Origin of the sequence: Streptococcus sanguinis, from assembly GCF_050234405.1 — a bacterium.
GTDB lineage: Bacteria > Bacillota > Bacilli > Lactobacillales > Streptococcaceae > Streptococcus > Streptococcus sanguinis_W.
Genome location: NZ_CP092117.1, coordinates 1,516,849 through 1,542,172, shown reverse-complemented (window position 1 = coordinate 1,542,172; position 25,324 = coordinate 1,516,849). Strand labels below are relative to the sequence as shown.

Here is a 25,324-nt window from a genome sequence, read left to right as displayed (position 1 = left end):
TGTTCAGTCAAACTCCTATTTCCCTCATTCAGTGAATTGCGGTATAATAGTTATAAGAAGAAGCAAAGCATGTTCAAGGAGAAAAATGTGGTGATACAACTTGATACCAAGACTGTTTACAGTTTTATGGATAGCTTGATCCCGATAAAGAAATATGTGCAAAAAGCCAAGGACTTAGGATACAGTCATCTGGGCATGATGGATGCGGACAATCTCTATGGAGCCTATCATTTCTTAGAGGAAGCCGAATCTGCGGGACTGCAGCCGCTTTTAGGCTTGGATCTGAGTCTGATCAAGGCAGAGAAGGAGCTTCATCTCCGTCTGCTGGCCTTGGACAGTCAAGGCTATCGCAATCTGATGAAAGTCTCGACTCTCAAGATGATGGGACAAAAAAACTGGGAGGATTTCCAGCATCTCTTTAAGGGGTTGGCTGTGATTGTTCCTGCTTTTAACGGAGTAGCAGATCTGGATTTGGGGTTGGATTTTTATGTTGGTGTCTTTCCAGCAACACCTAAGCAGGAGTTCAGTCGGCCAACCCTGCCCCTGCATACCGTCCGATATTTTGACACGGGGGATTTGGAAACCTTGCAGATGCTCCGGGCTATTCGAGAAAATGCCAGCCTGCGGGAGATTGGCAGCCTTCCCAATCATGAGTTTTTGCTGGCACCAGATGCTCTGGCAGGAGCTTTTAAGGAAACTTTCCCAGAGAGTTTGGCTAATCTTGAGAAGCTAGTCCGTCATGTTCACTATGATATCAATAGGGAGCTGAAACTGCCCCGCTTTAATCGGGAGCGACCAGCCGTGGAAGAGTTGCGGGAGCGCTCCGAAGCTGGCTTAAAAAAACGCGGTTTAACAGGTAAACTTTATCAGGAACGGCTGGACCAGGAGCTGGCTGTCATTCATCAGATGGGCTTTGATGATTATTTTCTCATTGTCTGGGATTTGCTGCGCTTTGGTCGCAGTCAGGGCTACTATATGGGCATGGGCCGAGGATCTGCTGTCGGTAGTCTGGTGGCCTATGCTTTGGAGATTACTGGGATTGACCCAGTCAAGAATAACCTGCTCTTTGAGCGCTTTCTCAATCTAGAGCGCTATACCATGCCCGATATTGATATCGATATTCCTGATGTTTACCGGCCAGAGTTTATCCGCTATGTTCGTGACCGCTATGGCAGTATGCATGCAGCTCAGATTGTGACCTACTCGACCTTTGGAGCTAAGCAGGCCATTCGCGATGTTTTCAAGCGTTTCGGTCTGCCAGAGTATGAGCTGACCAATATCACCAAGAAAATCCGCTTCGGGGATAGTCTGACCTCTGCTTATGAGAAAAATATGGCCTTTCGTCAGATTATCAATAGTAAGCTGGAATATCAAAAGGCCTTTGATATTGCTAAAAAAATCGAAGGTCATCCCCGTCAGACTTCTATCCATGCAGCTGGCGTTGTGATGAGCGACAGTGACCTGACTGATCAGATACCGCTTAAATACGGTGAGGACATGTATATCACCCAATATGATGCCCACGGTGTGGAGAGCAACGGTCTGCTCAAGATGGACTTTCTGGGCTTGCGCAATCTGACCTTTGTCCAGCGGATGAAAGAAGCAACACTGAAAAAATATGAGGTAGATATTGAGATTGCAGACATTGACTTGGAGGATGCAGACACTCTGAAACTCTTTGCGGCTGGCCAGACCAAAGGGATTTTCCAGTTTGAGCAGCCGGGTGCAATCAGCCTGCTCAAGCGAGTTCAGCCAATTTGCTTTGAGGAAGTAGTGGCCACAACCTCTCTCAATCGTCCTGGAGCCAGCGATTATATTGATAATTTTGTCAAGAGAAAGCACGGGCTAGAGCAGGTGGAGCTGATTGATGACAGTTTGGCTGATATTCTAGCTCCGACTTACGGTATCATGCTCTACCAAGAGCAGGTTATGCAGGTGGCCCAGCGCTTTGGTGGCTTTAGTCTGGGGAAAGCCGATATTTTACGGCGGGCCATGGGCAAGAAAAGCGCTGCTGAAATGCACCGCATGCAGGAGGACTTTGTCGCAGGTGCTCTCAAACTAGGTCACTCGGAATCCAAAGCCAAGGAAGTCTTTGCTATTATGGAGAAGTTTGCTGGTTATGGCTTCAACCGCAGCCACGCCTATGCCTACTCAGCTCTGGCCTTTCAGTTGGCTTACTTCAAGGCTCACTATCCAGATGTTTTCTTTGATGTCATGCTTAATTATTCTAGCAGTGACTATATCACCGATGCCCTGAGTTTTGACTTTGAAACAGCACCCCTCAGCATTAATAATATTCCCTACCATGATAAGTTTCAGGATAAAAAGATTTTTTTGGGTCTGAAAAATATCAAAGGCTTGCCTAGGGATTTGGCATACTGGATTATCGAAGAGCGACAAAATGCTGTCTTTACTGGGGTAGAAGACTTTATTCTGCGCCTACCTCAGAATTACCATAAGATTCCACTGCTGACTCCTCTAATCCAGCTGGGGCTCTTTGACAGTTTTGAGAAAAATCGCCAAAAAATTCTAGCCAACCTGCCTAATTTATTTGTATTTGCGGATGAGCTAGGCAGCCTCTTTGCCGATACGACTTATTCTTGGACAGAGGCTCAGGATTTTAGCGATACCGAAAAGTTTGAGCTGGAACAGAGCATAATCGGTGTGGGGCTTAGCGATCACCCCTTGGTTAAACTGGCCAAAGAAGCGGCCCAGCCCTTTAGCTGGATTGCTGAGTTGACAGAAAATAGCAGAGCTAGGATTTTGGCTGAAGTCCAGACTATTAAGACTATCCGGACTAAAAATGGCGAGAATATGGCCTTCTTGCAGGTTTCAGATACCAAGAAAAAACTGGATGTTACCCTCTTTCCTGATACCTATCGCCAGCTAGGTGAGCGCATTAAGGAGAAGGGGATTTACTACTTGAGCGGCAAGGTGCAGGAGCGGGATGGTCGTTTACAGTTGGTCTTGTCAGATATAGAAGAAGCCACTACAGAACGGTTCTGGATAAAACTTGCTGGACATGAGCATGATCGGGAAATATCTCATGTTTTGCAGAAATACCCCGGCAATATTCCGGTTGTCCTGCGCTATGAAGATGAGAAGCGAACTATATCTGCACCTCATTTCCGAGTGGAGAAATTAGAGCAGCTGCAAGAGGAATTGAAGAATTATACTATGAAAACGATTTTTCGTTAAAAAATATGGAAAATAGGAGAATTTTCATGATGATTGTGGTATAATCTATAAGAATGTTAAAAAGAAAAAGGAGCAAAAAGCGAAATGAAACGTATTGCTGTTTTGACTAGTGGTGGCGATGCCCCTGGTATGAATGCTGCCATCCGTGCAGTTGTTCGTAAAGCAATTTCCGAAGGAATGGAAGTTTACGGGATTTATGATGGCTACGCTGGAATGGTTGCTGGCGAGATTTACCCACTTGATGCGACATCAGTTGGTGACATTATTTCTCGCGGTGGAACTTTCCTTCACTCTGCTCGTTACCCTGAGTTTGCCCAAGTTGAAGGGCAGCTGAAAGGGATTGAGCAGCTTAAAAAACATGGAATCGAAGGTGTCGTTGTTATCGGTGGAGATGGATCTTACCACGGTGCTATGCGCTTGACAGAGCATGGCTTCCCGGCTGTCGGTGTTCCAGGAACCATTGACAATGATATCGTCGGAACAGACTTCACTATCGGTTTTGATACAGCTGTTACTACGGCTATGGATGCGATTGACAAGATTCGGGATACCTCATCCAGTCACCGCCGTACTTTCGTTATCGAAGTAATGGGACGTAATGCTGGTGATATTGCTCTTTGGGCAGGTATTGCATCTGGTGCGGACGAAATCATCGTTCCTGAAGAAGGTTTCAAGATCGAAGAAGTTGTTGAAAGCATTAAGAGTGGCTATGCCAAGGGTAAGAAGCACAACATCATTGTCTTGGCTGAGGGTGTCATGTCAGCGGATGAATTCGCTGAGAAGCTGAAAGAAGCTGGTGATATGAGCGATTTGCGTGTCACAGAGCTCGGACATATCCAGCGTGGAGGCTCACCGACTGCGCGTGACCGTGTTCTTGCATCTCGTATGGGAGCACATGCTGTTAAACTGCTTAAAGAAGGTATCGGCGGAGTTGCTGTTGGAATCCGCAATGAGCAGATGGTTGAAAGCCCAATTCTGGGAACTGCTGAAGAAGGAGCGCTCTTTAGCTTGACTGCTGAAGGCAAGATTGTCGTTAACAATCCGCACAAAGCTGATCTGGACTTGGCTGATTTGAACCGCAGCATCAATATTTAATTATTATTTGTTATTTGTTATTCAGGCCAAGAGGCCAAATAGAAGAAGGAGTTTCATACAATCATGAATAAACGTGTAAAAATCGTTGCAACATTAGGTCCTGCGGTAGAAATCCGCGGTGGTAAAAAATTCGGTGATGACGGATATTGGGGAGAAAAGCTGGATGTTGAAGCATCAGCTCAAAACATTGCTAAGTTGATTGAAGCTGGCGCAAACACATTCCGTTTCAACTTCTCACACGGTGACCATGCTGAGCAAGGAGAGCGCATGGCAACTGTTAAGCGTGCAGAAGAAATTGCCGGCCAAAAAGTTGGTTTCCTTCTTGATACAAAAGGACCAGAAATTCGTACAGAATTGTTCGAAGGCGATGCAAAAGAGTATTCATACAAAACTGGTGAAAAAATCCGTGTTGCTACTAAGCAAGGCATCAAGTCTACTCGTGAAGTCATTGCTTTGAACGTTGCTGGCGGATTGGACATCTACGATGATGTTGAAGTTGGCCGTCAAGTATTGGTTGACGATGGTAAACTTGGTCTTCGTGTTGTGGCTAAAGACGATGCTACTCGTGAATTTGAAGTAGAAGTTGAAAATGACGGCATCATTGCTAAGCAAAAAGGTGTGAACATCCCTAACACTAAGATTCCTTTCCCAGCACTTGCTGAGCGTGACAATGACGATATCCGCTTTGGTCTTGAGCAAGGAATCAACTTCATCGCGATTTCATTTGTACGTACTGCAAAAGACGTCAACGAAGTTCGTGCAATCTGTGAAGAAACTGGCAACGGCCATGTTCAATTGTTCGCGAAAATCGAAAACCAACAAGGTATCGATAACTTGGACGAAATCATTGAAGCTGCTGACGGTATCATGATTGCCCGTGGTGACATGGGTATCGAAGTACCATTCGAAATGGTTCCAGTTTACCAAAAGATGATCATCACTAAGGTAAATGCAGCTGGTAAAGTGGTTATCACAGCAACTAACATGCTTGAAACCATGACAGAAAAACCACGTGCAACTCGTTCAGAAGTATCAGATGTATTTAACGCTGTTATCGATGGAACTGACGCAACTATGCTTTCAGGTGAGTCTGCAAATGGTAAATACCCTCTTGAGTCAGTAACGACAATGGCTACTATCGATAAGAACGCTCAAACCCTTCTTAACGAATATGGTCGTTTGACAACTGACAACTTTGAGCGCAACTCTAAGACTGAAGTTATGGCTTCAGCAGTTAAAGATGCTACAAACTCAATGGATATCAAGTTGGTAGTTACTCTTACTAAGACAGGTCACACAGCTCGCTTGATTTCTAAGTACCGTCCAAACGCTGATATCTTAGCTATCACTTTTGATGAATTGACTCAACGTGGGCTTATGCTGAACTGGGGTGTTATTCCAGTGACTACTGAAACTCCATCTAACACAGATGATATGTTTGAAATCGCTGAAAAGATTGCAGTTGAGCAAGGCTTGGTTGAATCTGGTGATGATATTGTTATCGTTGCTGGTGTGCCGCTTGGTGAAGCAGTTCGTACCAACACAATGCGTATCCGTACAGTACGTTAATCTAAGACAACAAAAAAGAACCGTTGATTGGAAAATCACCGGTTCTTTTCTTGTTTATGTGATGCAACTTATTTTATTTAAGAGGAAGTGCTAGTTTGTAAATTGGTTTTTGAAATAAAATTGTACCTTTGTCTATTTTGTCTAAAAATGATATAATGGTATAAAAGAGATGGGGGAGACGAATGTTAAAGAGAGATTTATTAAGAAATATCATTATTTTTTCAGTACTGGCAGCTATCATTATAGGGCTGAGAGTTTTTATTTATACGCCTTATCGGGTGACTGAGCAGGACAGTAATTCCTATTTGGCAAAGAATGACTTGGTCTTGGCGACGAAAAAGCAAGACATCAAGCGTGGAGACTTTGTTCTCTATGAAGTGGACGGCAAAGACTATGTCGGCCGGGTCATTGCCCAGGAAAAAGATCAGGTAACCTATATGGATGACCTCCTTTACCTGAACGGTCAGGTCATGTCGGAAGAATATATCGAGAAAATGCGCGAGAAATATCTGGCTTCAGCAGGAAGTTCGGGTTACTATACTCATGATTTCTCTATTATGGATTTAAAAGATTCAAAGTCTGATAAAATTACTAAAGATTCTTATCTGATTCTTAATGACCGACGGGAAAATACGAAGGACAGCCGAGAATTTGGGCTCATCAAAGCCAGTCAAATCAAGGGAGTGGTGGAGTTCCGACTTTCACCGCTTAATGAATTTGGTTTTATTAAGAATAAATAAATTGAAGTCTATTTTCAACCAAGGCAGGGCAAACCTTGGTTTTTTTCTTTGAAAATCAACTTTAAAGTTACAAGTAAACATAAAGATACTTGTTCTGATGTGGTATACTAATATCAAAAGACTATTAAAGGAGACTGCTCTTGAAGTCAGGAAAGAAAAAATTACTATTTTGGGCTATACTTGCACTGATTTTTCTGACTGCATGTAGCAGCATAGTAAATAGAGATGGTGAAAAAATATGGATGTCAGATACAGAAATGACGGAGCTTCATAAGAAAGAGCAAAAGCTTGCACTTTATATCATTAATCATTATGAAGATGTTCAAAAAATTGAATTTGATGAATTTTCCAAGGGAAAGTTCTGGGAAGCAGGTTCTGTTAGTGTGATTGTAAATGACACCAGTTATATCCCACATGTTTCTTTGGACTCAAAAGATGAAAACTATAATATAAATGATAGTTCTCACACTGATTCGACAGAATTGACCTTTCGTCTGAAAAAGAAAGAGAAGGTCACAAATTTTAAAGATACGGGTGAAACGGATGTTATTTACTCTGGAGAAAATGCTTGGCTGACGACTGAGGAAAAAATAAAGGTGCGCAATCAGGAAGAGGGGCTGGCTTTATTTTTACTGAATCACTATGAAAATGTTGAAAAAATTGAATTTACAAAGATTTCAAGAAAGCCTTTTGGACAGGCAAGATATGCTGCTTTACTTGTTAATGATAAGATAAAGATTTATACCGACCTAGATGATAGCTATGACAACTATTATTTGTCTGACAATCCTGAAAAAGACATCCTGAAAGCTAAAGAAAAACCAACAAATTTGCAAAGTCTAGATAGTATTACTGTTATTTATTATACAGGGAAATGAAGGATGTGTTGCAATGAAAAAGCCAGACTGACTTAATCATCAGACTGGTTTTTTTCGTGTCTCTTGGTGAAATATGTTTTGCCATACTTCGTGGCGGCGCCAGAGGCTGGTATGGATAACACCGTCCATTTCATAGCGGATGAGCTTGGTTTTCTGGCTGACAGAGAGCAGTTCAACGTTCTTGATAGGTGTTTTTGAGGCTCTTTCTGCCAGAAATTCAGCCTTGTTCAGCTGTCGGCCATCTTGGGAAATGTAGAGAAATTCGGCGGACAGAAGTGTATCCAGTTGGTTGCCTTGCTCCACGAGCTGTTCACGCATGAGCAGGTTTGGGTAAAGATTGTCCAGCGTCTCATCCTCGGGAATGGGAGCAGGCTCAATATGAATGTCAATATCAAAGACTCCGAAGCGCTCCATAAGCATATCCTCAACTTGGTCCGCAATCTCATGGCTTTCAAAAACAGACAAATCCGGATTCATTTCCAAGATAATATCCAGATAGATATTGCTGCCATAGGTCCGGCCGCGCTGTGACTTGACCTGAGTGATTTTAGGAATTTCCAGGATAGCTTGCTTATAGTCTTGGAGCAGGCTTTCATCAAATCCGTCGGACAGGCTGAAGGAAGATTCCATAAAGATATCGTAGGCCGTCTTGAGAATGAAGAAGGTAATGACAATGGCTACCAGCTTATCAACGATTGGAAAGTTAAAGGCGCTGGCAATGATAGCAACTGAAGTGCCGATAGAAGTGACAGCGTCTGATAGGTTATCCTTGGCTGCGGCATCCAGAGCCTTGGAGTGAGCTTTTTTAGCTAGCGTTTTATTGTAAAAATAAACACCCAACATAATGATAGCCGAGAGTATTCCGACCACGGCACCAACAGGGTCAAGCTTGGTCTCTTGGTTGGAGATGATTTTCTGAATGGTCTCAATCAGGACATCAAATCCAACGAAAAACATGATAAAAGATGTGATGAGACTGGCCAAATCTTCTATCTTCCAATGGCCGAAGCGATGGTCACGGTCGGCTGGTTTTCTAGCCATACGCAGGCCAATTAAAACGGCGATATTAGCCACGATATCAGAGACGTTGTTAAAGCCGTCGGCCGTCAGACTGGAGGACTGGAGGGTCGAGCCTGCGATAATCTTGACCGCGGAGAGAATCAGATAGGTAGCGATGGACAGGATGGCTCCTCTCTCCGCTAGTTTCAGATTGTTACTAGGATTTTTCATGACAGCCTTTCTTTCTGAGTGGGACAGCAGAATGGAAAAGAGACTTGCGAAAAAATGTCATCTATGGACAGATGCTCTAAGTCTCATATGGGCATATTATAGCAAAAATAGGATTGATTTTCAATTTGAGTTGGGCTTGGGGTGCCTTAAATGACTTTGTCGAAAATCTAACCTAAAATCAGAAATTCCTCTTCTTTCTGGTTTAGCTTCATCAGGATTTTTGTTATAATAGTAGCATTGACTTTGAAAGAGGAAGAAAAATGCATCCTTTATTAAACGGTATGAATGACCGTCAGGCTGAGGCGGTTCAGACAACAGAAGGGCCTTTGCTGATTATGGCGGGAGCTGGATCGGGTAAGACCCGTGTCCTGACCCACCGCATTGCCTATTTGATTGATGAGAAGATGGTCAATCCTTGGAATATCCTTGCCATTACCTTTACCAATAAGGCGGCGCGGGAGATGAGAGAACGGGCTGAAAAACTTAAAACGGAAGCTCAAGATTGCTTAATCGCTACCTTCCACTCCATGTGTGTACGCATTCTGCGGCGAGAAGCAGATCATATTGGCTACAACCGTAACTTTACTATCGTTGATCCAGGTGAGCAGCGGACTCTGATGAAACGGATTCTCAAAAATCTCAATCTGGATCCTAAAAAGTGGAATGAGCGCGCCATTCTTGGGACTATTTCCAATGCTAAGAACGACCTGATTGATGAGGTGGCCTATGCAAATCTAGCTGATGATATGTATACAGAAATTGTGGCCAAGTGCTACACAGCCTATCAAAAGGAATTGCGCCAGTCTGAGGCTATGGACTTTGACGATTTGATTATGCTGACCCTGCGGCTTTTTGATCAAAATCCTGATGTTCTGACCTACTACCAGCAACGTTACCAGTATATCCATGTGGATGAGTATCAGGATACCAACCATGCTCAGTATCAGCTGGTCAAGCTCTTGGCTTCCCGCTTTAAGAATATTTGCGTAGTCGGAGATGCTGACCAGTCTATCTATGGCTGGCGGGGAGCCGATATGCAGAATATCCTGGACTTTGAAAAGGATTATCCAGAAGCTAAGGTAGTTCTGCTAGAGGAAAACTATCGTTCCACCAAGACCATTCTTCAGGCAGCTAATGAAGTCATCCGAAACAACCGCAACCGCCGTCCTAAAAATCTCTGGACTCAAAACGAAGACGGTGAGGAAATTGTCTACTATCGGGCTAATGACGAGCAGGATGAGGCTCTTTTTGTCGCCCGAACTATTGATCAGCTGAGCCGAGAAGGATACAGTCATAAGGATTTTGCAGTTCTTTACCGGACCAATGCCCAGTCACGGACAGTGGAGGAAGCCCTGCTAAAGTCCAATATTCCCTATACTATGGTCGGTGGCACCAAGTTCTACAGCCGCAAGGAAATCCGCGATGTTATTTCTTATCTCAATCTCATCGCCAATCCTAGCGATAATATAAGCTATGAGCGCGTGGTCAATGAGCCTAAGCGTGGTGTCGGACCAGGAACGGTGGAGAAAATTCGGGATTTTGCGTCCAGTCAGGAAATCTCCTTGCTAGATGCGTCGGCCAATATCCTGCTGTCTCCAGTCAAGGGCAAGGCGGCTCAGGCGGTCTATGATTTTGCTAATATGCTTCTGGATTTGAGGGAGCGCTTGGACGACTTTACAGTGACGGAGTTGGTAGAAGCCGTACTGGAAAAGACAGGTTATGCTGCGGCCTTAGCTGCGCAGGCAACCTTGGAGAGCCAAGCTCGGATTGAAAATATTGAAGAATTCCTGTCTGTAACCAAGAATTTTGACGAAAGTCCAGACAATCCTACTGATGAGTCTGGTCTTGATAAGCTCAGCCGTTTTCTCAATGACTTAGCCTTGATCGCAGACACAGATGATGGGGATACGGAGAGTTCCGAAGTGACTCTAATGACCCTCCACGCAGCCAAGGGATTGGAATTTCCGGTCGTCTTTCTGGTTGGTATGGAGGAAAATGTCTTCCCTCTAAGTCGGGCGTCTGAAGATGAGGATGAGTTGGAAGAGGAACGGCGTCTAGCTTACGTTGGCATCACCCGAGCAGAGAAGATTCTCTATCTGACCAATGCTAATTCCCGTATGCTTTATGGTAAAACCAACTATAATCATCCTACACGCTTTTTGAGAGAAATCAGCTCAGACTTGCTAGACTATCAGGGACTGGCTCGACCGTCAAATAGCTCCTTTAAGGTTAGTTATACCAATAGTGATACCAATAGTGATACCAGTCAATTCGGTCAAGGCATGAGTCTGGCCCAGGCCCTGCAAGAACGGAAGCGTCAGGCAGCACCAAGCTCGATTTCTACAGGCAGTCTGCCTTTTGGAAAGAGCGGTCAGAGCCAGCCATCTAAGCCAGAAGTTGCTTGGGCTATCGGAGATATTGCCCACCATAAGAAATGGGGCGATGGGACAGTTCTAGCAGTCTCTGGCAGCGGCAACAGCCAAGAGCTTAAGATTAATTTCCCAGAAGTGGGTCTGAAGAAAGTGCTAGCCAGCATAGCACCGATTGAGAAAAAATCATGATGAAACAGTCGATTGAAGCCTGGATCTATCATCCAGAGGATAGGGAAATCTTGCTCTTGAAAGTGGAGAATGAGAAAGTTTCCTTTTGGCAGCCCATTACTGGTGGGATTGAGAGTGGCGAGAGCCCAGAAGAGGCTTGTCTTCGTGAAATAAAGGAAGAGACCGGCTTGCTCTTAGCTTGTCCAAATTTGACTAGTCTTGGAGATTTTACGGTAAAGATTGATGAAAATCTGTCCATCCACAAAAATCTCTTTCTAGTTCTGACTGAACAGAAAGAAATCCAGATTTCTGATGAGCATGTAGGAGCTCAGTGGGTAGCTTTAGACAAAGTTTCGTCGCAGCTGTACTGGCCCAGCAATCAAGCGACTTTTGAGATTATAAAAGAGAAGCTATAAGATATAGCTTCTCTTTATTTCTTTTGATAAGGAAATTCTATTAGTCAAGCGGGGCGTTTAGTGGTAGACTTATCACATAACTATAGTGAGGTGACCTTATGACACGTGAATTTAAATTTGAAACTCTGCAGCTTCATGCTGGACAGACAGTTGATCCGACAACCAAGTCTCGGGCTCTGCCTATTTACCAGACAACTTCCTATGTGTTTGACGATACTCAGGAGGGAGAAGAACTTTTTGCCCTGCGCAAACCGGGCAATATCTACACTCGGATTACCAATCCGACCCTGTCTGCTTTTGAGGAGCGGATTGCGGCTTTGGAGGGTGGGGTTGGAGCTCTAGCGACAGCTTCTGGTATGGCGGCCCTTACCTATACCGTTCTAGCCTTGGCGCATGCTGGCGACCATGTAATAGCAGCCTCTACCATCTACGGTGGTACCTTTAATCTGCTCAAAGAAACCCTGCCTCGCTATGGCATTACCACGACTTTTGTGGATATTGAAAATCTGGCTGAAGTAGAAGCAGCTATTCAGGACAATACAAAGTTGGTTCTGATTGAAAGTTTGGGCAATCCTTTGATAAATATTCCTGACTTTGATGCTTTGGCAGAGCTGGTTCATGCTCATAAAATTCCGCTGATTTCCGACAATACCTTTGCCACTCCTTATCTGATCAATGTCTTTTCTCATGGAGTGGACATCGCGGTACATTCTGCTACCAAGTTTATCGGTGGTCACGGAACCAGCATTGGCGGTGTGATTGTGGACAGCGGTCGTTTTGACTGGGAAGCTTCTGGCAAGTTTCCGCAGTTCGTGGACCCGGACCCGAGCTATCACGATATCAGTTATACGCGCGATGTCGGAGCAGCAGCCTTTGTTACTGCTGTCCGGACTCAGCTCTTGCGCGATACGGGTGCAGCCATGTCTCCCTTCAATGCTTTTCTCTTCCTGCAGGGGTTGGAAACACTCTCTTTGCGTGTAGAGCGCCATGTGTCCAATGCCGAGAAGATTGTGGAATTCTTAGCAGGGCATCCTAAGGTTGAGAAGGTCAATTATCCCAAGCTTGCTGACAGTCCTTATCATGCTTTGGCAGAAAAATATTTCCCTAAAGGCGTAGGCTCTATCTTCACCTTTAATGTCAAAGGTGGGGAGAAAGAAGCTCGAAAAGTTATTGACAGCCTAGAGATTTTCTCCGATTTGGCCAATGTAGCAGATGCTAAGTCCTTGGTCGTTCATCCAGCTACGACGACTCATGGTCAGATGTCGCCAGAGGCTCAGCTAGCAGCAGGCATTGCACCAAATCAAATCCGACTCTCTATCGGCTTGGAAAATGTAGATGACTTGATAGAGGATTTGAAAATCGCCTTGGAATCTATCTAATTTTCAAGGTCTCTAGACTAAGCAATAAGAATAAAACTAGGTTGGAAATAAGCTGCACCCCAAAAGCTAGATTTTTTGTATCTAACTTTTAGGGTGCAGTGCATTTCGCCTAGTTTTTTGTTATAATAGGATGAAATATATAAAAATAGTAGGAGATTAAAATGACAATTTCGGTGATTGTTCCGTGTTTCAATGAAGAAGAGTCTATTCCTCTGTTTCATGAAGCCATGGAAGCGGTCAAATATCAAATCCGTGACCAGTTTGAATATATTTTTGTCAATGACGGATCGACGGACCGGACCTTGGCTGTTTTGCGAGAGCTCAGCAGTCGCTGTCCTGATGTGCACTATCTGTCTTTTTCTCGTAATTTCGGAAAAGAAGCAGCTCTATATGCTGGTTTGCAAGAGGCGAGTGGGGATTTTGTGACGGTAATGGATGTGGATTTGCAGGATCCGCCAGAGCTCCTGGTTGAGATGAAGGCCATGCTGGACACGAATTCTGAGCTGGATTGTGTGGGTACTCGTCGCACTACTCGCGAGGGAGAGCCGCCTATCCGAAGCTTTTTTGCCAATTTGTTTTACAAGTTGATAAACAAGATTAGTCAGGTAGAGATGGTGGATGGTGCGCGTGACTTCCGACTGATGCGCAGCCAGATGGTAGAAGCTATTCTGGAAGTTTCAGAGTACAATCGCTTCTCCAAGGGAATTTTTGCCTGGGTTGGCTTTAATACCGAGTACTTGGAATACAAAAATGTCGAACGAGTAGCTGGCAAGACCTCTTGGAATTTCTGGTCTCTTTTCAACTATTCTTTGGAAGGCATCGTCAATTTCTCTGATGCGCCGCTCAACATCGCCTTTTTAGGAGGTATCCTGTCTTGGATTTTAGCCTTTATCCTGATGGCAGTGATTATTATTCGCACCTTGGTTTTTGGTGACCCGACATCGGGTTGGCCGTCCCTTATGACTGTCATTCTCCTTATCGGAGGCTTCCAGCTGCTGACCATCGGCATACTGGGTAAATACATTGGTAAAATATTTATGGAAACCAAGCATCGGCCGATTTATGTGATTAAGGAGAAGAGTAAATGATTTTCCAGAAACGTTTTTCTGATTTTAAAAACTATCTTCTTTTAAATAAATCGTCTGCCCTAGTTATTTTTATTATTTATTCAGTAGTCAATATTAATATCGGTTTAGCTGAGTATCCCTATATTGATGATATTGGAAGACAATTACAAGGCTATTCAAAATTCTCTGAACATTATTCAAGATATTTAAGTGAGTATTCCGCTCGTTTAATACAAGGTGGGGATCATCTGACAGAACTAGGCTTGACTTCAAATATTCTGTCAGCTTGTTTTTTAACTTTAGCGAGTTTAATTTTATTATTTGCCTTATATCCCAATAAAAAGATTTCTTTTATAACAGCATGTGTTTCAACTATTATAGGAATTAATCCGTGGTTTTTAGAGCCATTAAGTTTTAGATTTGACAATCCTTTTATGACTTTAAGTATATTAGTTTCAATCATTCCATTTATTTTCTGGGATAATAAAAAAATATTTGGAGTTATGTCAGTTGTTGGTATATTCTTAATGTGCAATTCATACCAAGCTTCTTCAGGAGTGTACATTATTGTAACCATGACGCTAATATTTTTAGAATTATTGCAAGGAAGTTGTTTTAAAGAAAAAATTCCTAAAATTTTCATCTCAATGTTGTCATATGTAATTGGTTTGCTTTTATATCGTATACAAATTTTTATAAAGCCACCTATTTTTGCTGATCAAGCTGATATTCCAAAGGGATTAGAGATGATTAAAATAATCGGGGTGAATGCTGCAGGATATTTGAACAATATATTTTTTCAAAGTTCAACTATCTGGGTTTTATTAACGATAATTGCTATATTTCTCTTAACTATCAGTGTGATTCGCTTATCCAGTACTAAATTCCTTTTAAACTTTATTTATATGCTGATTTGGCTAAGTTTAGGAAGTGTGTTTAGCTATGGAACCTATTTGATTTTGTCTAATCCTTATTATCTTATGAGACCAAGATATGAATATGGTTTCGGAATTTTTTTAGCGATTATCTTAATTGTTAGCTTAGAATGCGGTGAAAAGAGTAAAATTCTACGTAGAGGGAAGTCCTTCGTCTCGGGATTATTAGTTTTTTATTTCTTATCTTTCTCTTTTACTTATGTGAGCAGTTTAAAACAACAAAATGAAATGTTCAAAGCGCAGAGCATATTGCTAGCTTCCTCTCTAAACAAGTACATTACACCCGAAAAAACAGTTATTAATGTGAATCGCTTTCTTTCTGATTCGCCAGTATTTAGCAATACAGCTTCTGTTTATCCAATGTTAAAAAGTTTGATTATGCCAAATACGAATGTTTCTTGGGATATGACATTGAGATTTAATAGCATAACGAACTTAAACGTCGATTTCAAATTAATCGATATTGCTAATATCGATTTTAGTAGTGAAAATTATACATTACTTGAAGAAACAAAGTTATATAATATTTATCTTGAAAATAATGAATTATTTGTTATCATGAAGTAGAATCTTTCTAAGAGAGAAATAAAGAAAAGATTCATTTTAATATGATTATGCATTGTTAAAGTTTATACTGTCAATTTGAAATGATGCTAAGTTTTCTGATTATCACTTGCATAATGTTGCATCATTTATATATGGAGTATAAAAAGTATGAGATTTTATTTTCTAAAAATGACTAGAGGTATGATTCGATCAAGCAGATTTTTTCTGCTTTTTTTGTTATAATAAACTCATTGAATGTTTATGATGTGAAAGGAAAGACAAATGATTTTAATTACAGGTGCGAATGGACAGCTAGGTACAGAGCTTCGCTATCTTTTGGATGAGCGCAATGAGGAGTATGTGGCTGTTGATGTGGCGGAAATGGATATTACCAATGCACAAATGGTGGACAAGGTCTTTGCGGAAGTCAAGCCAAGCTTGGTTTATCACTGCGCAGCTTATACTGCAGTTGATGCGGCTGAGGACGAAGGAAAAGAGCTGGACTATGCCATCAATGTGACCGGGACCGAAAATGTTGCAAAAGCAGCAGAAGCACACGGAGCGACCTTGGTCTACATCTCAACAGACTATGTCTTTGACGGACAAAAGCCTGTCGGAGAGGAATGGGAAGTAGATGACCGGCCGGATCCACAGACAGAGTATGGCCGTACCAAGCGCATGGGTGAGGAGCTAGTTGAGAAATATTCCAGCCGTTTCTATATTATCCGTACTGCCTGGGTCTTTGGTAACTACGGTAAAAACTTTGTCTTTACCATGCAAAATCTTGCTAAGACTCACAAAACTCTGACTGTAGTCAATGACCAGCATGGTCGTCCGACTTGGACTCGTACGCTGGCTGAATTTATGACTCATCTGGCTGAAAACCAAAAGGAATTTGGTTATTACCATCTGTCTAATGATGCAGCTGAGGATACAACTTGGTATGACTTTGCATTGGAAATTCTCAAAGATACAGATGTGGAAGTCCAGCCGGTTGATTCCAGCAAGTTCCCGGCCAAGGCTAAGCGGCCTTTCAACTCAACTATGAGCCTGACCAAGGCCAAGGCTACAGGCTTTATCATTCCGACTTGGCAGGATGCCTTAAAAGAGTTTTACAAGCAAGAGAAGAAACAGTGATTTTCTTTGAAGTTAATAACAGCGACAGAACTTAGTCTCAGACTAGGTTCTGTTTTTTTCTTCTAGCTAGTTGGGGAAGTGGTTTCAGGTGCGTGCTCTGGTGGAGAAAGAGCTGGCTTGAAGATGCGGGTGGGAAATGATAATGAGAAGAATTTTCCACAGATCCTATCCCCTTAAAATAAAGATGTTTCAATTTGATGAAATTCTGTGGATAACCTTTATTATTTCATTCAACTGTGTTACAATGTTACTATAAATAAAATAGAAGAGGTGTGTGAATATGTCACGTAAACCATTTATTGCTGGTAACTGGAAAATGAACAAAAATCCTGAAGAAGCAAAGGCTTTTGTAGAAGCAGTTGCTGCTAAGCTACCTTCTTCAGATTTGGTAGAAGCTGGTATCGCTGCTCCAGCACTTGATTTGACAACTGTTTTGGCAGCAGCTAAAGGAACCAATCTTAAGGTTGCAGCGCAAAACGCTTACTTTGAAGATGCAGGTGCCTTCACTGGTGAAAACAGCCCTAAAGTTCTTGCAGAAGTTGGAGTTGACTACATTGTTATCGGTCACTCAGAACGTCGCGATTATTTCCATGAAACAGACCAAGACATCAACAAAAAAGCGCATGCTATCTTCCGCAATGGTCTGGTGCCAATCATCTGCTGTGGTGAATCACTGGAAACTTACGAAGCTGGTAAAGCAGTAGATTTCGTTGGTGCTCAAGTATCAGCTGCTTTGAAAGACTTGACAGCTGAGCAAGTTGCATCATTGGTTATCGCTTATGAGCCAATCTGGGCTATCGGTACTGGTAAGTCAGCAACTCAAGATGACGCTCAAAAGATGTGTAAAGCAGTTCGTGACGTTGTAGCAGCTGACTTTGGTCAAGAAGTAGCAGACAAGGTTCGTGTTCAGTACGGTGGTTCTGTAAAACCTGAAAATGTTGCGTCTTATATGGCTTGTCCAGATGTTGACGGTGCTCTTGTTGGTGGTGCATCACTTGAAGCTGAAAGCTTCTTGGCATTGCTTGATTTTGTAAAATAAAAAAATGTTGAAAAAAGACTTGTCCTCCCAAAGGTGACAAGTTTTTTAAAAGTTGGAGAGAAAAGTTGAAATCGAAAGAATTAGTTTATTTAGCGAGTACGGCTATTTTGTTGGCAGCGACTGCCAATGTTGCAAAAGCCGAGGAACATAATATCGCTGAGTCAGAAGTTTTAAAAACAGAAAGGTCTGTTAGTTCCCAGAATCAAACAGTGAATGCGGCCGCATCACAAACGTCTAATCAGGCGACTGTAGCAGTGTCAACTGCAGAACAGTCAGTTCAAGCTGTTAAGCAAGAGGAGGAAGCAACGAACGCTACAGGAACAGCTGTTGAGTCTGGAGGAGCAGCTCAATCAGTTCCTGTAGAAACTCAGGTAGCTTCTGCTAAGCCAGAAGGGCAAAGTCAGCCAGATGCAAATGCTTCTAATCAGAATGAAACTGCAGCTGATCAGTCAGCAAAAGCAAGCTCTTCTGTTTCAGATTCTGCTACTGCCTCAGAGCCCAAGCCTAGTCCTGCAGTAGCATCAGCACCAAAAGCTAGTAGTGCTGGAAAAACTGTATTTTATAATGCTGGGTCAAAGGCTCAGGCAGCCCGCGGGAATTCCCAAGCAGAGATTAAAGGCACTTCCTTTGTAGATGTCAGCAGCCACAATGGCCATATCAGCGTAGATGACTATCGTAAATTAGCCCAGCAAGGGGTTGGCGGTGTCGTTGTCAAACTGACTGAAGGAACCCATTACACTAATCCATTTGCCGAGTCTCAAGTGAGAAATGCACAGGGAGCTGGTTTACAAGTATCGACCTATGCCTTCTCACACTATACCAGTGATGAAGAAGCGAGAGCCGAAGCTCGTTATTACGTTGCCTTTGCTAATAGACTAGGTTTGCCTAAAAACACAGTCATGGTCAACGACATGGAAGATCCCAAAATGCAAAATGGGATTAACCAGCATACCCAGGCTTGGGCGGATGAGATGCGCAGACTGGGTTATTCCAACCTGATGTATTATACCAGTGCCAGCTGGCTGGATCAAAATAATCTTCGCAGCAAGGGACCAGTTAATACATCGCAATTTGGCTATAGCAACTTCTGGGTGGCCCAGTATCCGTCCTCTAATTTAAATCTTGATGGAGCTAAATCTCTCAAATACAATAGTGGCGCTGGGGCATGGCAGTTTACAGCTCAGGCTCAGCTTTTAGCTGGCAAACATGTATTTGACCATAGCGTAGATTACACTGGGAGATTTACCCAGCAGTCTGCTCTTGCTAAGCAGCCTTTAAAGGGTAACATCAGTATTCAGAATAAGAATAATGTCAACGGTAGCTTTGATGTTGTGATTTCAAACGTTTCTGCTCCTTATGGAGTGTCTGTTGTTAGTGTTCCGGTGTGGTCTGAAGCTAATGGTCAAGACGATATTATCTGGTACACAGCCACTCAGCAGGCAAATGGTACTTATAAAGTTTCTGTTGATTCTAGCAGACATAAGGATTCAGTTGGCAAGTACAATGTCCATCTCTACTATGTCCGCAACGACGGTCAATTAGTCGGTGTCGGCGGTACTACGACTAATGTATCTGTCATCAAGCCACAGGGCAAAATCAGCATTCAGAATCGCAACAGCGAAACTGGTGATTTCGACATTGTGGTTTCAGGTATCTCATCCCCAGGTGGTCTTAAGACTGTCTCTCTGCCAACTTGGTCAGAGGCAAACGGCCAAGATGATATCAAATGGTATACTGCTGAACGTCAAGCTGACGGCACTTATCGTAAGCGAGTACGCATAAGCGACCACAATAATGTGCAGGGCGAGTACAACGTCCATCTCTATTATGTCCAAAATGACGGCCGCTTGGTTGGTGTAAGCGGAACTAAAACGACCGTTTCTCTTGGAAAACCTAAAGGCACCATCAGTATTCAAAATCGAAATAAAGAAACCGGCGATTTTGATATTGTGGTTTCAGGTATTTCATCTCCGGGCGGCCTGAAGGAAGTTTCCCTGCCAACTTGGTCTGAGGCTAACGGCCAAGATGATATCAAATGGTACAACGCTGAGCGTCAAGCTGATGGCACCTATCGTAAGCGTGTCCGTCTGAGCGATCACAAAAATGTAGAGGGTGAGTACAATATTCATCTCTACTATGTGCAAAATGATGGCAGCTTGGTAGGTGTAAGTGGCACTAAAACGACTATTTCTATAGAAAAACCAAAAGTTCAAGGCAAAATCAGTATTCAGAATCGCAACAGCGAAACTGGCGATTTTGATATTGTGGTTTCAGATATCGTATCGCCAGGCGGTCTCAAGACTGTTTCCCTACCAACTTGGTCAGAGGCCAATGGCCAAGATGATATCAAGTGGTACAATGCAGAACGTCAGCCGGATGGTACCTATCGTAAGCGAGTCCGTGTGAGTGATCACAAAAATGTTGAGGGCGAGTACAATATTCATCTCTACTATGTGCAAAATGATGGCAAGTTAGTAGGAGCAGGCGGTATCAAGACCAACGTTTCTATCAGCAAGCCGCAGGGCAAAATCAGCATCCAGAATCGCAACAGCGAAACTGGCGATTTTGATATTGTGGTTTCAGATATCGTATCGCCAGGCGGTCTGAAAGGAGTTTCCTTGCCAACCTGGTCTGAAGCCAACGGCCAAGATGATATCAAGTGGTACAACGCAGAACGTCAGCCGGATGGTACCTATCGTAAGCGAGTCCGTGTGAGTGATCACAAAAATGTTGAGGGCGAGTACAATATTCATCTTTACTATGTGCAAAATGATGGCAATCTGGTTGGTGCTGGTGGCATCAAAACTAATGTTTCTCTAGGTAAGCCAAAGGGCAACATAAGTATTCAAAATAAGAATAATGTCAACGGCAGTTTTGATGTTGTGATTTCGAACGTTTCTGCCCCTTATGAAGTGTCTGCTGTCAGTGTTCCGGTTTGGTCTGAAGCTAACGGTCAAGACGATATTATCTGGTATACAGCTACTCAGCAGGCTAATGGTACCTATAAAGTTACTGTTGAATCTAGTAAACATAAAGACTCAGTTGGTAAGTATCATATCCATCTTTACTATGTCCGTAACGACGGGCAGTTAGTCGGTGTTGGCGGTACTACAACCAATGTGTCAGCAGTTAAACCACAGGGTAAAATCAGTATCCAGAATCGTAACAGCGAAAATGGCGATTTTGATATTGTAGTTTCAGATATCGTATCGCCAGGTGGTCTGAAGGGAGTTTCCCTGCCAACTTGGTCTGAAGCCAACGGCCAAGATGATATCAAGTGGTACACAGCAGAACGTCAAGCTGACGGCACTTATCGTAAGCATGTTCGTGCGAGCGACCATAATAACGTTCAAGGCGAATATAATGTTCATCTCTACTATGTGCAAAATGATGGCAAGCTAGTAGGAGCAGGCGGCATCAAGACCAATGTGTCTATCAGTAAGCCGCAGGGTAAAATCAGTATTCAAAATAAAAATAATGATACTGGAGAGTTTGATATTGTAGTATCAGGCATTGTGGCACCAGAAGGACTCAAGACAGTTTACCTGCCGACTTGGTCAGAAGCGAATGGCCAAGATGATGTCCAGTGGTACACAGCGGATCGTCAGGCTGATGGTACTTATCGTAAGCATGTATATGCGCGTGACCATAAGAATAATGCAGGCGAGTACAATGTTCACTTGTATTACTTAAATAATCAAAATCAGCTGCAGGGAGCTGGTGGAGAAAAGACCTCTATCTCTGTAAACCGTCCTCAGGCAGCTAGTCAGCGAGACCGTGTTCTTGCGGCGGCAGCTGCTATGGTAGGTGTCAGGGGAGGCAGTGCAGAGCATCAGCGCTTGGTCGACGATTATAACAGTGTCAGACCGCTGCCAGTTGGCTATGCTGTGAAAAACACAGATGACTGGTGCGACATTTTCACGACGGTTATTTTTCAAAGAGAAGGCTTGAGCGATCTTATCGGCCGTGAGTGCGGTGTAGAGCGCCATATTCATATTTTCCAAAGACTGGGTATCTGGAATGAAGATGGTAATTCGACTCCTAGCGCAGGCGATATCATCACCTTTAACTGGGACAAAGATACCCAGCAAAATGATGGCTGGGCTGATCATATCGGTATTGTCGAAAAAGTTGAGAATGGTATCATTCACACGATTGAAGGCAACAGCAATAACGTAGTTAAACGCAACACTTACCGCATCGGTCACGGGAATATCCGTGGTTTTGCGACACCTCGTTATAAATAAACACGCAAAAAAACCAAGGGAAACCTTGGTTTTTTAACGTCTTAGAATTTTCTTTATGAGCTGAAGCAACTTAAACTTGAGAGGGTTAGGATAATAACGGAAAGTTCCCATTTTTCGAACGATGAAGCCGTTGAAGTTTTGTTTGAAGCGCAGAACACCGTCAGAACCGTCGAAAATTCCCATAATGCCGAGGAAATTATAAAATGGAATGCCTCTCTTGATGCTTTCGGTCATAACATATTCCTGCAGCAGGGCAGGGGCATAGAATTTGTTAAACTCAGGATAAGATCCACTGAAGAGGTAAGTTGTTTCCTGAGGGGTGTAGATAAAGAGGCTGGCAGCCAGGATTTGGTCTTGGTCGCCGTACTTATCAATTAGTTCTTGGGCTTCAGCTTTGCGGGTTTCAAAGCTATCAAACTGGCTGGAAAGTTCTCGCAGCTGATTTTGCTTCTTTTCAGATTGAGGATTTTTTTCCAAGTCAGCCTGCAGTTTCTGGATTTTTTGGCCCAGTTTCTCTTGGTCTTTTTGTAAGTTCTGAAGATAGTCCTTGAAGTTGAGACTGGCTGTCATAAAGTCCGCCTGCTGACCAAAGCTATCATAAAAATCTTGATAGTAGTCTAGTGGCTTGTCATCATATTCCCGCCGGTCAGAAGTAGCAGCTGTGATGTCTTTGAAAATGCTGAGTTGGTCACGTTCCAGCCTTTTTAGCTTGATACCAAAGGTATTCGCCTTTTTGACAGTCGCCTTACCATTTTTACTGAAGGATTTGAGCAGGTCTTTCTCCGTCAGACCAGCTAAGTCTTTGACATAATGCCAATCAGGCTCCCCGCCTGGATAGCCCGTCTGTAAACCGTCAAAGTCAAAGCCCAAGTCAGTCAGTTGCTGGATAAGCTCGACTTTTTCATCAGATGTGGGCTGGCCATTGCTGTCAAAGGTCTGATAAGTCTCGTAGGGCTTGATGATGAGCTCTAGAGCGCCTTCTTTTTTAGCGTAAGCCTGCAAAGATTGATAGAAGGGAGTCAAGTATTGAGCATCGGTAGAGACAGGGCCGCAGTTGATTTCCATATGGAGGCCGCCAGTCATCGGCATACTGTAGAGGACAGCAGACACCACTACCTGTCCCTGTGGGTCAGTGTAGCCAACATACTGGGTACTGAAGCCACGCTTGCTCAGCAGCTCTGCCATTTCTACGGTCTGCATGAAAGAGCGTTGGGAGCTAGCTGAGGTATGCTGGATGAATTCTTCTTGGCTGAGAAGTTTAAAGGTCATAGGCTTCCTTTCTGTTAATGCTTGCTGCGCAGTTTCTTTCTGAGTGTGTAGGCCAGATTAGAGAGGTGGTAGAGGGGATTAGTTGGCAGGTTGAACTCACCAGCGAATTCCTCAATGGTCGGATTGAACTTGGATTTAAAGCTATAGAGACCACCCTTGAGATCGTTTTCGATTCCGCCCATATTTTGCCAATCAGCTCCGCGCTCAAAAGCATGTTTGGCCGTTTCGTACCAAGTGATAATGGCTGGCTGGTAACGGCGGTATTCCTCGTCCATTCCGGCATAGATATTTTCAGAGGTTTTGCCGTATTCCAAGACCAGTGTGCCAGACAGGGGAACGACAGTAGCACCTTGGCTGATTTTGTCCTGCAGGAAGTCAATCTCTTCTTGGAGGCGTTTCTGTTCTTGCTGGTTATTCTCAATCTTGCCAGGCTTGGTTTTCTCGGTAAATTTCTCTGCTTCCTTGAGTGTCTTGGTCAGCTGAGCCTGCAAGTCTTCCAATCGTGCCTTTAGATCAATGCTGGATAAGGTGACATAGGAATGCTCAGGATAAGTATCCAAGAGTTTTTGGTAATAGTCTTTTCCACGCAGGTGGATGTTTTTTCTGTTTTCTGTCTTTTTCATCAAGGCTGAAAAGTCATCCAGTAATTCTGCTCCGCCAAATTGGATTTGGATGCCTTTGTTACGGGCTGTGCGAATAGCCTGCCGAGTACTCTTAGAAAGCAGATCCTCGCTGAAATCTTCTTTATGGATATTGGCCTGCAAGCGAGGCTGGATGGTTTCGTCCAGAGACTCAGTCCGTCCGACCCAGACAGTTCCTGCTTCCTGTAACTGTTGAATCAGCTCAACCGTCTCTGTATTGTCTTGCAATTCAGCACCCATCTTGCTTTCTGCCAGAAAGAGGCTAGGGTCAAACTTGACAAAGAGCGCTTTTTTCTCCTTGGCAAATTTCTTGAGCGAGGCCAAAACAAAGGTCAGCAGCTCCTTGTCACCATAGTCCATGATGGGACCGCGCGGAATATAAAGCATGGTCATCCCTAAGGGCAGTGGCTTGATCAGGACACTGGCTGCAGCAACCAAGCGGTCGTCTTTATAGAAGCCCAAGCGCTCATTGGCCCAGTTATCCTTAATCTGAGCCCAGGCTGAACTCTGCAGAAGATTGGCCTGCGGATGAGCCGTGACAAAATCGTCGTGTTCCTGAGCTGAAATTCCAATTTTGTAACTAAACATTATTTTAAAACCCACTCTCTAATAGCGTGCGCTACGCCAGATTCGTCGTTCGATTTGGTGATATATTTGGCGATTTTCTTGAGTTCTTCCTTGCCGTTTTCCATGACAACAGGAGAGCCAACGGCTTCCAGCATGGCGCGGTCGTTTTCTTCATCACCGATAGCCATAGTCTGCTCCTTGCTTAAGCCAAGTTTTTCAGCCAGATGAAGGATAGCAGCCCCTTTATTGACAGTCTTTTTGACAATTTCCAGATAGAAAGGAGCTGATTTAACCAGTGTATATTTTTCAGCTAATTCCGGTGGCAGCTTAGCAATGGCCGCGTCCAAAATTTCCGGCTCATCAATAAACATGCACTTGACGATTTCTTTATTGGCCATTTCTTCAGGTGTGCGGTAGAAGATTGGCATGCTGACGAGATTGGACTCGTAAACAGTGTACTTGCCGATGTTGCGATTGGCTGTATAAATGCCGTCCTTGGTGATGGCATGCATGTGAACACCTAATTTTCGCCCGAGCAGTTCGATATCCAGATAGTCGTCATAGGTCAGTGTTTCTTTGATTAATTCTTGACTTGTGACAGTATCCTGCACCAGTCCGCCGTTGAAAGTAACGACATAGTTGTCTGGCTGATTAAGCTCTAGATCCTCGAGAAGCTTTTGAACGCCTGCAATAGGACGGCCGGTTGCAATGACGATTTTGACACCAGCAGCTTTGGCATCCTGAACAGCACTGAAGACTTCAGGAGTGATTTCTTTTTGGTTATTTAAAAGGGTACCGTCAATGTCAACGGCAACTAATTTGATAGACATA

At 43.5% G+C, this 25,324-nt stretch carries 17 protein-coding genes; 13 read left to right on the top strand and 4 right to left on the bottom strand.

Annotation, left to right across the window (positions count from 1 at the left end; translation table 11 throughout):
- Positions 1–87: 87 nt before the first annotated feature.
- The 5 genes from MFP28_RS07515 (at position 88) to MFP28_RS07495 (ending at position 7,480) form a co-directional block, all read left to right on the top strand.
- Positions 88–3,198 carry a DNA polymerase III subunit alpha gene (locus MFP28_RS07515; protein ID WP_032916266.1) on the top strand — a complete coding sequence of 1,037 codons (3,111 nt, stop codon included), beginning with the start codon at positions 88–90 and terminating at the stop codon, positions 3,196–3,198.
- A gap of 84 nt (positions 3,199–3,282) precedes the next feature.
- The gene (gene pfkA / locus MFP28_RS07510) at positions 3,283–4,293 is read left to right on the top strand and encodes a 6-phosphofructokinase (RefSeq protein ID WP_002906871.1); all 1,011 of its coding nucleotides are present in this window, start codon (positions 3,283–3,285) and stop codon (positions 4,291–4,293) included.
- Positions 4,294–4,356: 63 nt separating this feature from the next.
- Positions 4,357–5,862 (top strand): pyruvate kinase, encoded by a 1,506-nt coding sequence (pyk, locus tag MFP28_RS07505; protein ID WP_002897851.1) that lies wholly within the window; start codon positions 4,357–4,359, stop codon positions 5,860–5,862.
- A gap of 182 nt (positions 5,863–6,044) precedes the next feature.
- The gene (gene lepB, locus MFP28_RS07500; RefSeq protein ID WP_002906870.1) at positions 6,045–6,602 is read left to right on the top strand and encodes a signal peptidase I; all 558 of its coding nucleotides are present in this window, start codon (positions 6,045–6,047) and stop codon (positions 6,600–6,602) included.
- A 140-nt stretch (positions 6,603–6,742) separates the two neighbouring features.
- On the top strand, positions 6,743–7,480 hold the full coding sequence (locus tag MFP28_RS07495; RefSeq protein ID WP_002906869.1) for a hypothetical protein: 738 nt from the start codon (positions 6,743–6,745) through the stop codon (positions 7,478–7,480).
- Between the two features lie 39 nt (positions 7,481–7,519).
- On the opposite strand, the gene MFP28_RS07490 is transcribed toward MFP28_RS07495, so the two are convergent.
- Positions 7,520–8,710 carry a cation diffusion facilitator family transporter gene (locus MFP28_RS07490; protein WP_002906868.1) on the bottom strand — a complete coding sequence of 397 codons (1,191 nt, stop codon included), beginning with the start codon at positions 8,708–8,710 and terminating at the stop codon, positions 7,520–7,522.
- Between the two features lie 260 nt (positions 8,711–8,970).
- Between MFP28_RS07490 and pcrA the strand changes: the two genes are divergently transcribed.
- From pcrA to MFP28_RS07450, 8 genes are all read left to right on the top strand, one after another.
- The gene (gene pcrA, locus MFP28_RS07485) at positions 8,971–11,271 is read left to right on the top strand and encodes a DNA helicase PcrA (RefSeq protein WP_002906866.1); all 2,301 of its coding nucleotides are present in this window, start codon (positions 8,971–8,973) and stop codon (positions 11,269–11,271) included.
- Positions 11,268–11,666, top strand: a complete 399-nt coding sequence (locus MFP28_RS07480; protein WP_002906865.1) for an NUDIX hydrolase — start codon at positions 11,268–11,270, stop codon at positions 11,664–11,666. Before pcrA ends, MFP28_RS07480 begins: the two co-directional genes overlap by 4 nt.
- A 98-nt stretch (positions 11,667–11,764) precedes the next feature.
- The gene (locus MFP28_RS07475; protein WP_002906864.1) at positions 11,765–13,045 is read left to right on the top strand and encodes an O-acetylhomoserine aminocarboxypropyltransferase/cysteine synthase family protein; all 1,281 of its coding nucleotides are present in this window, start codon (positions 11,765–11,767) and stop codon (positions 13,043–13,045) included.
- A gap of 161 nt (positions 13,046–13,206) precedes the next feature.
- Positions 13,207–14,133 carry a glycosyltransferase family 2 protein gene (locus MFP28_RS07470; RefSeq protein ID WP_002906863.1) on the top strand — a complete coding sequence of 309 codons (927 nt, stop codon included), beginning with the start codon at positions 13,207–13,209 and terminating at the stop codon, positions 14,131–14,133.
- A complete protein-coding gene (locus MFP28_RS07465) occupies positions 14,130–15,614 on the top strand; it encodes a glucosyltransferase domain-containing protein (protein WP_002906862.1) in 1,485 nt (494 codons plus the stop codon). The genes MFP28_RS07470 and MFP28_RS07465 overlap by 4 nt, the downstream gene beginning before the upstream one ends.
- A gap of 261 nt (positions 15,615–15,875) precedes the next feature.
- A complete protein-coding gene (rfbD, locus tag MFP28_RS07460; protein ID WP_002906860.1) occupies positions 15,876–16,730 on the top strand; it encodes a dTDP-4-dehydrorhamnose reductase in 855 nt (284 codons plus the stop codon).
- A gap of 280 nt (positions 16,731–17,010) precedes the next feature.
- Positions 17,011–17,769 (top strand): triose-phosphate isomerase, encoded by a 759-nt coding sequence (tpiA, locus tag MFP28_RS07455; protein WP_002906859.1) that lies wholly within the window; start codon positions 17,011–17,013, stop codon positions 17,767–17,769.
- Positions 17,770–17,834: 65 nt separating this feature from the next.
- Positions 17,835–22,016 carry a GBS Bsp-like repeat-containing protein gene (locus MFP28_RS07450; protein ID WP_002906858.1) on the top strand — a complete coding sequence of 1,394 codons (4,182 nt, stop codon included), beginning with the start codon at positions 17,835–17,837 and terminating at the stop codon, positions 22,014–22,016.
- A 33-nt stretch (positions 22,017–22,049) separates the two neighbouring features.
- Here the strand turns inward: MFP28_RS07450 and MFP28_RS07445 are convergent, their stop codons facing one another.
- From MFP28_RS07445 to yidA, 3 genes are read right to left on the bottom strand one after another with little or no spacing between them, the layout of a single operon-like run.
- Positions 22,050–23,285 (bottom strand): aminoacyltransferase, encoded by a 1,236-nt coding sequence (locus MFP28_RS07445; RefSeq protein WP_002906857.1) that lies wholly within the window; start codon positions 23,283–23,285, stop codon positions 22,050–22,052.
- 14 nt (positions 23,286–23,299) lie between these two features.
- The gene (locus MFP28_RS07440) at positions 23,300–24,514 is read right to left on the bottom strand and encodes an aminoacyltransferase (protein ID WP_002906856.1); all 1,215 of its coding nucleotides are present in this window, start codon (positions 24,512–24,514) and stop codon (positions 23,300–23,302) included.
- Positions 24,514–25,323 carry a sugar-phosphatase gene (gene yidA / locus MFP28_RS07435; RefSeq protein ID WP_002906855.1) on the bottom strand — a complete coding sequence of 270 codons (810 nt, stop codon included), beginning with the start codon at positions 25,321–25,323 and terminating at the stop codon, positions 24,514–24,516. The genes MFP28_RS07440 and yidA overlap by 1 nt, the downstream gene beginning before the upstream one ends.
- Position 25,324: the final 1 nt, after the last annotated feature.

Bases quoted from the DNA above. Each gene is read 5' to 3' on its own strand.
- MFP28_RS07445 (WP_002906857.1), bottom strand. From the start codon at position 23,285: ATGACCTTTAAACTTCTCAGCCAAGAAGAATTCATCCAGCATACCTCA.
- rfbD (WP_002906860.1), top strand. From the start codon at position 15,876: ATGATTTTAATTACAGGTGCGAATGGACAGCTAGGTACAGAGCTTCGC.
- pfkA (WP_002906871.1), top strand. From the start codon at position 3,283: ATGAAACGTATTGCTGTTTTGACTAGTGGTGGCGATGCCCCTGGTATG.
- MFP28_RS07490 (WP_002906868.1), bottom strand. From the start codon at position 8,710: ATGAAAAATCCTAGTAACAATCTGAAACTAGCGGAGAGAGGAGCCATC.
- MFP28_RS07465 (WP_002906862.1), top strand. From the start codon at position 14,130: ATGATTTTCCAGAAACGTTTTTCTGATTTTAAAAACTATCTTCTTTTA.
- tpiA (WP_002906859.1), top strand. From the start codon at position 17,011: ATGTCACGTAAACCATTTATTGCTGGTAACTGGAAAATGAACAAAAAT.
- yidA (WP_002906855.1), bottom strand. From the start codon at position 25,323: ATGTCTATCAAATTAGTTGCCGTTGACATTGACGGTACCCTTTTAAAT.
- MFP28_RS07480 (WP_002906865.1), top strand. From the start codon at position 11,268: ATGATGAAACAGTCGATTGAAGCCTGGATCTATCATCCAGAGGATAGG.
- pcrA (WP_002906866.1), top strand. From the start codon at position 8,971: ATGCATCCTTTATTAAACGGTATGAATGACCGTCAGGCTGAGGCGGTT.
- pyk (WP_002897851.1), top strand. From the start codon at position 4,357: ATGAATAAACGTGTAAAAATCGTTGCAACATTAGGTCCTGCGGTAGAA.
- MFP28_RS07475 (WP_002906864.1), top strand. From the start codon at position 11,765: ATGACACGTGAATTTAAATTTGAAACTCTGCAGCTTCATGCTGGACAG.
- MFP28_RS07440 (WP_002906856.1), bottom strand. From the start codon at position 24,514: ATGTTTAGTTACAAAATTGGAATTTCAGCTCAGGAACACGACGATTTT.
- lepB (WP_002906870.1), top strand. From the start codon at position 6,045: ATGTTAAAGAGAGATTTATTAAGAAATATCATTATTTTTTCAGTACTG.
- MFP28_RS07470 (WP_002906863.1), top strand. From the start codon at position 13,207: ATGACAATTTCGGTGATTGTTCCGTGTTTCAATGAAGAAGAGTCTATT.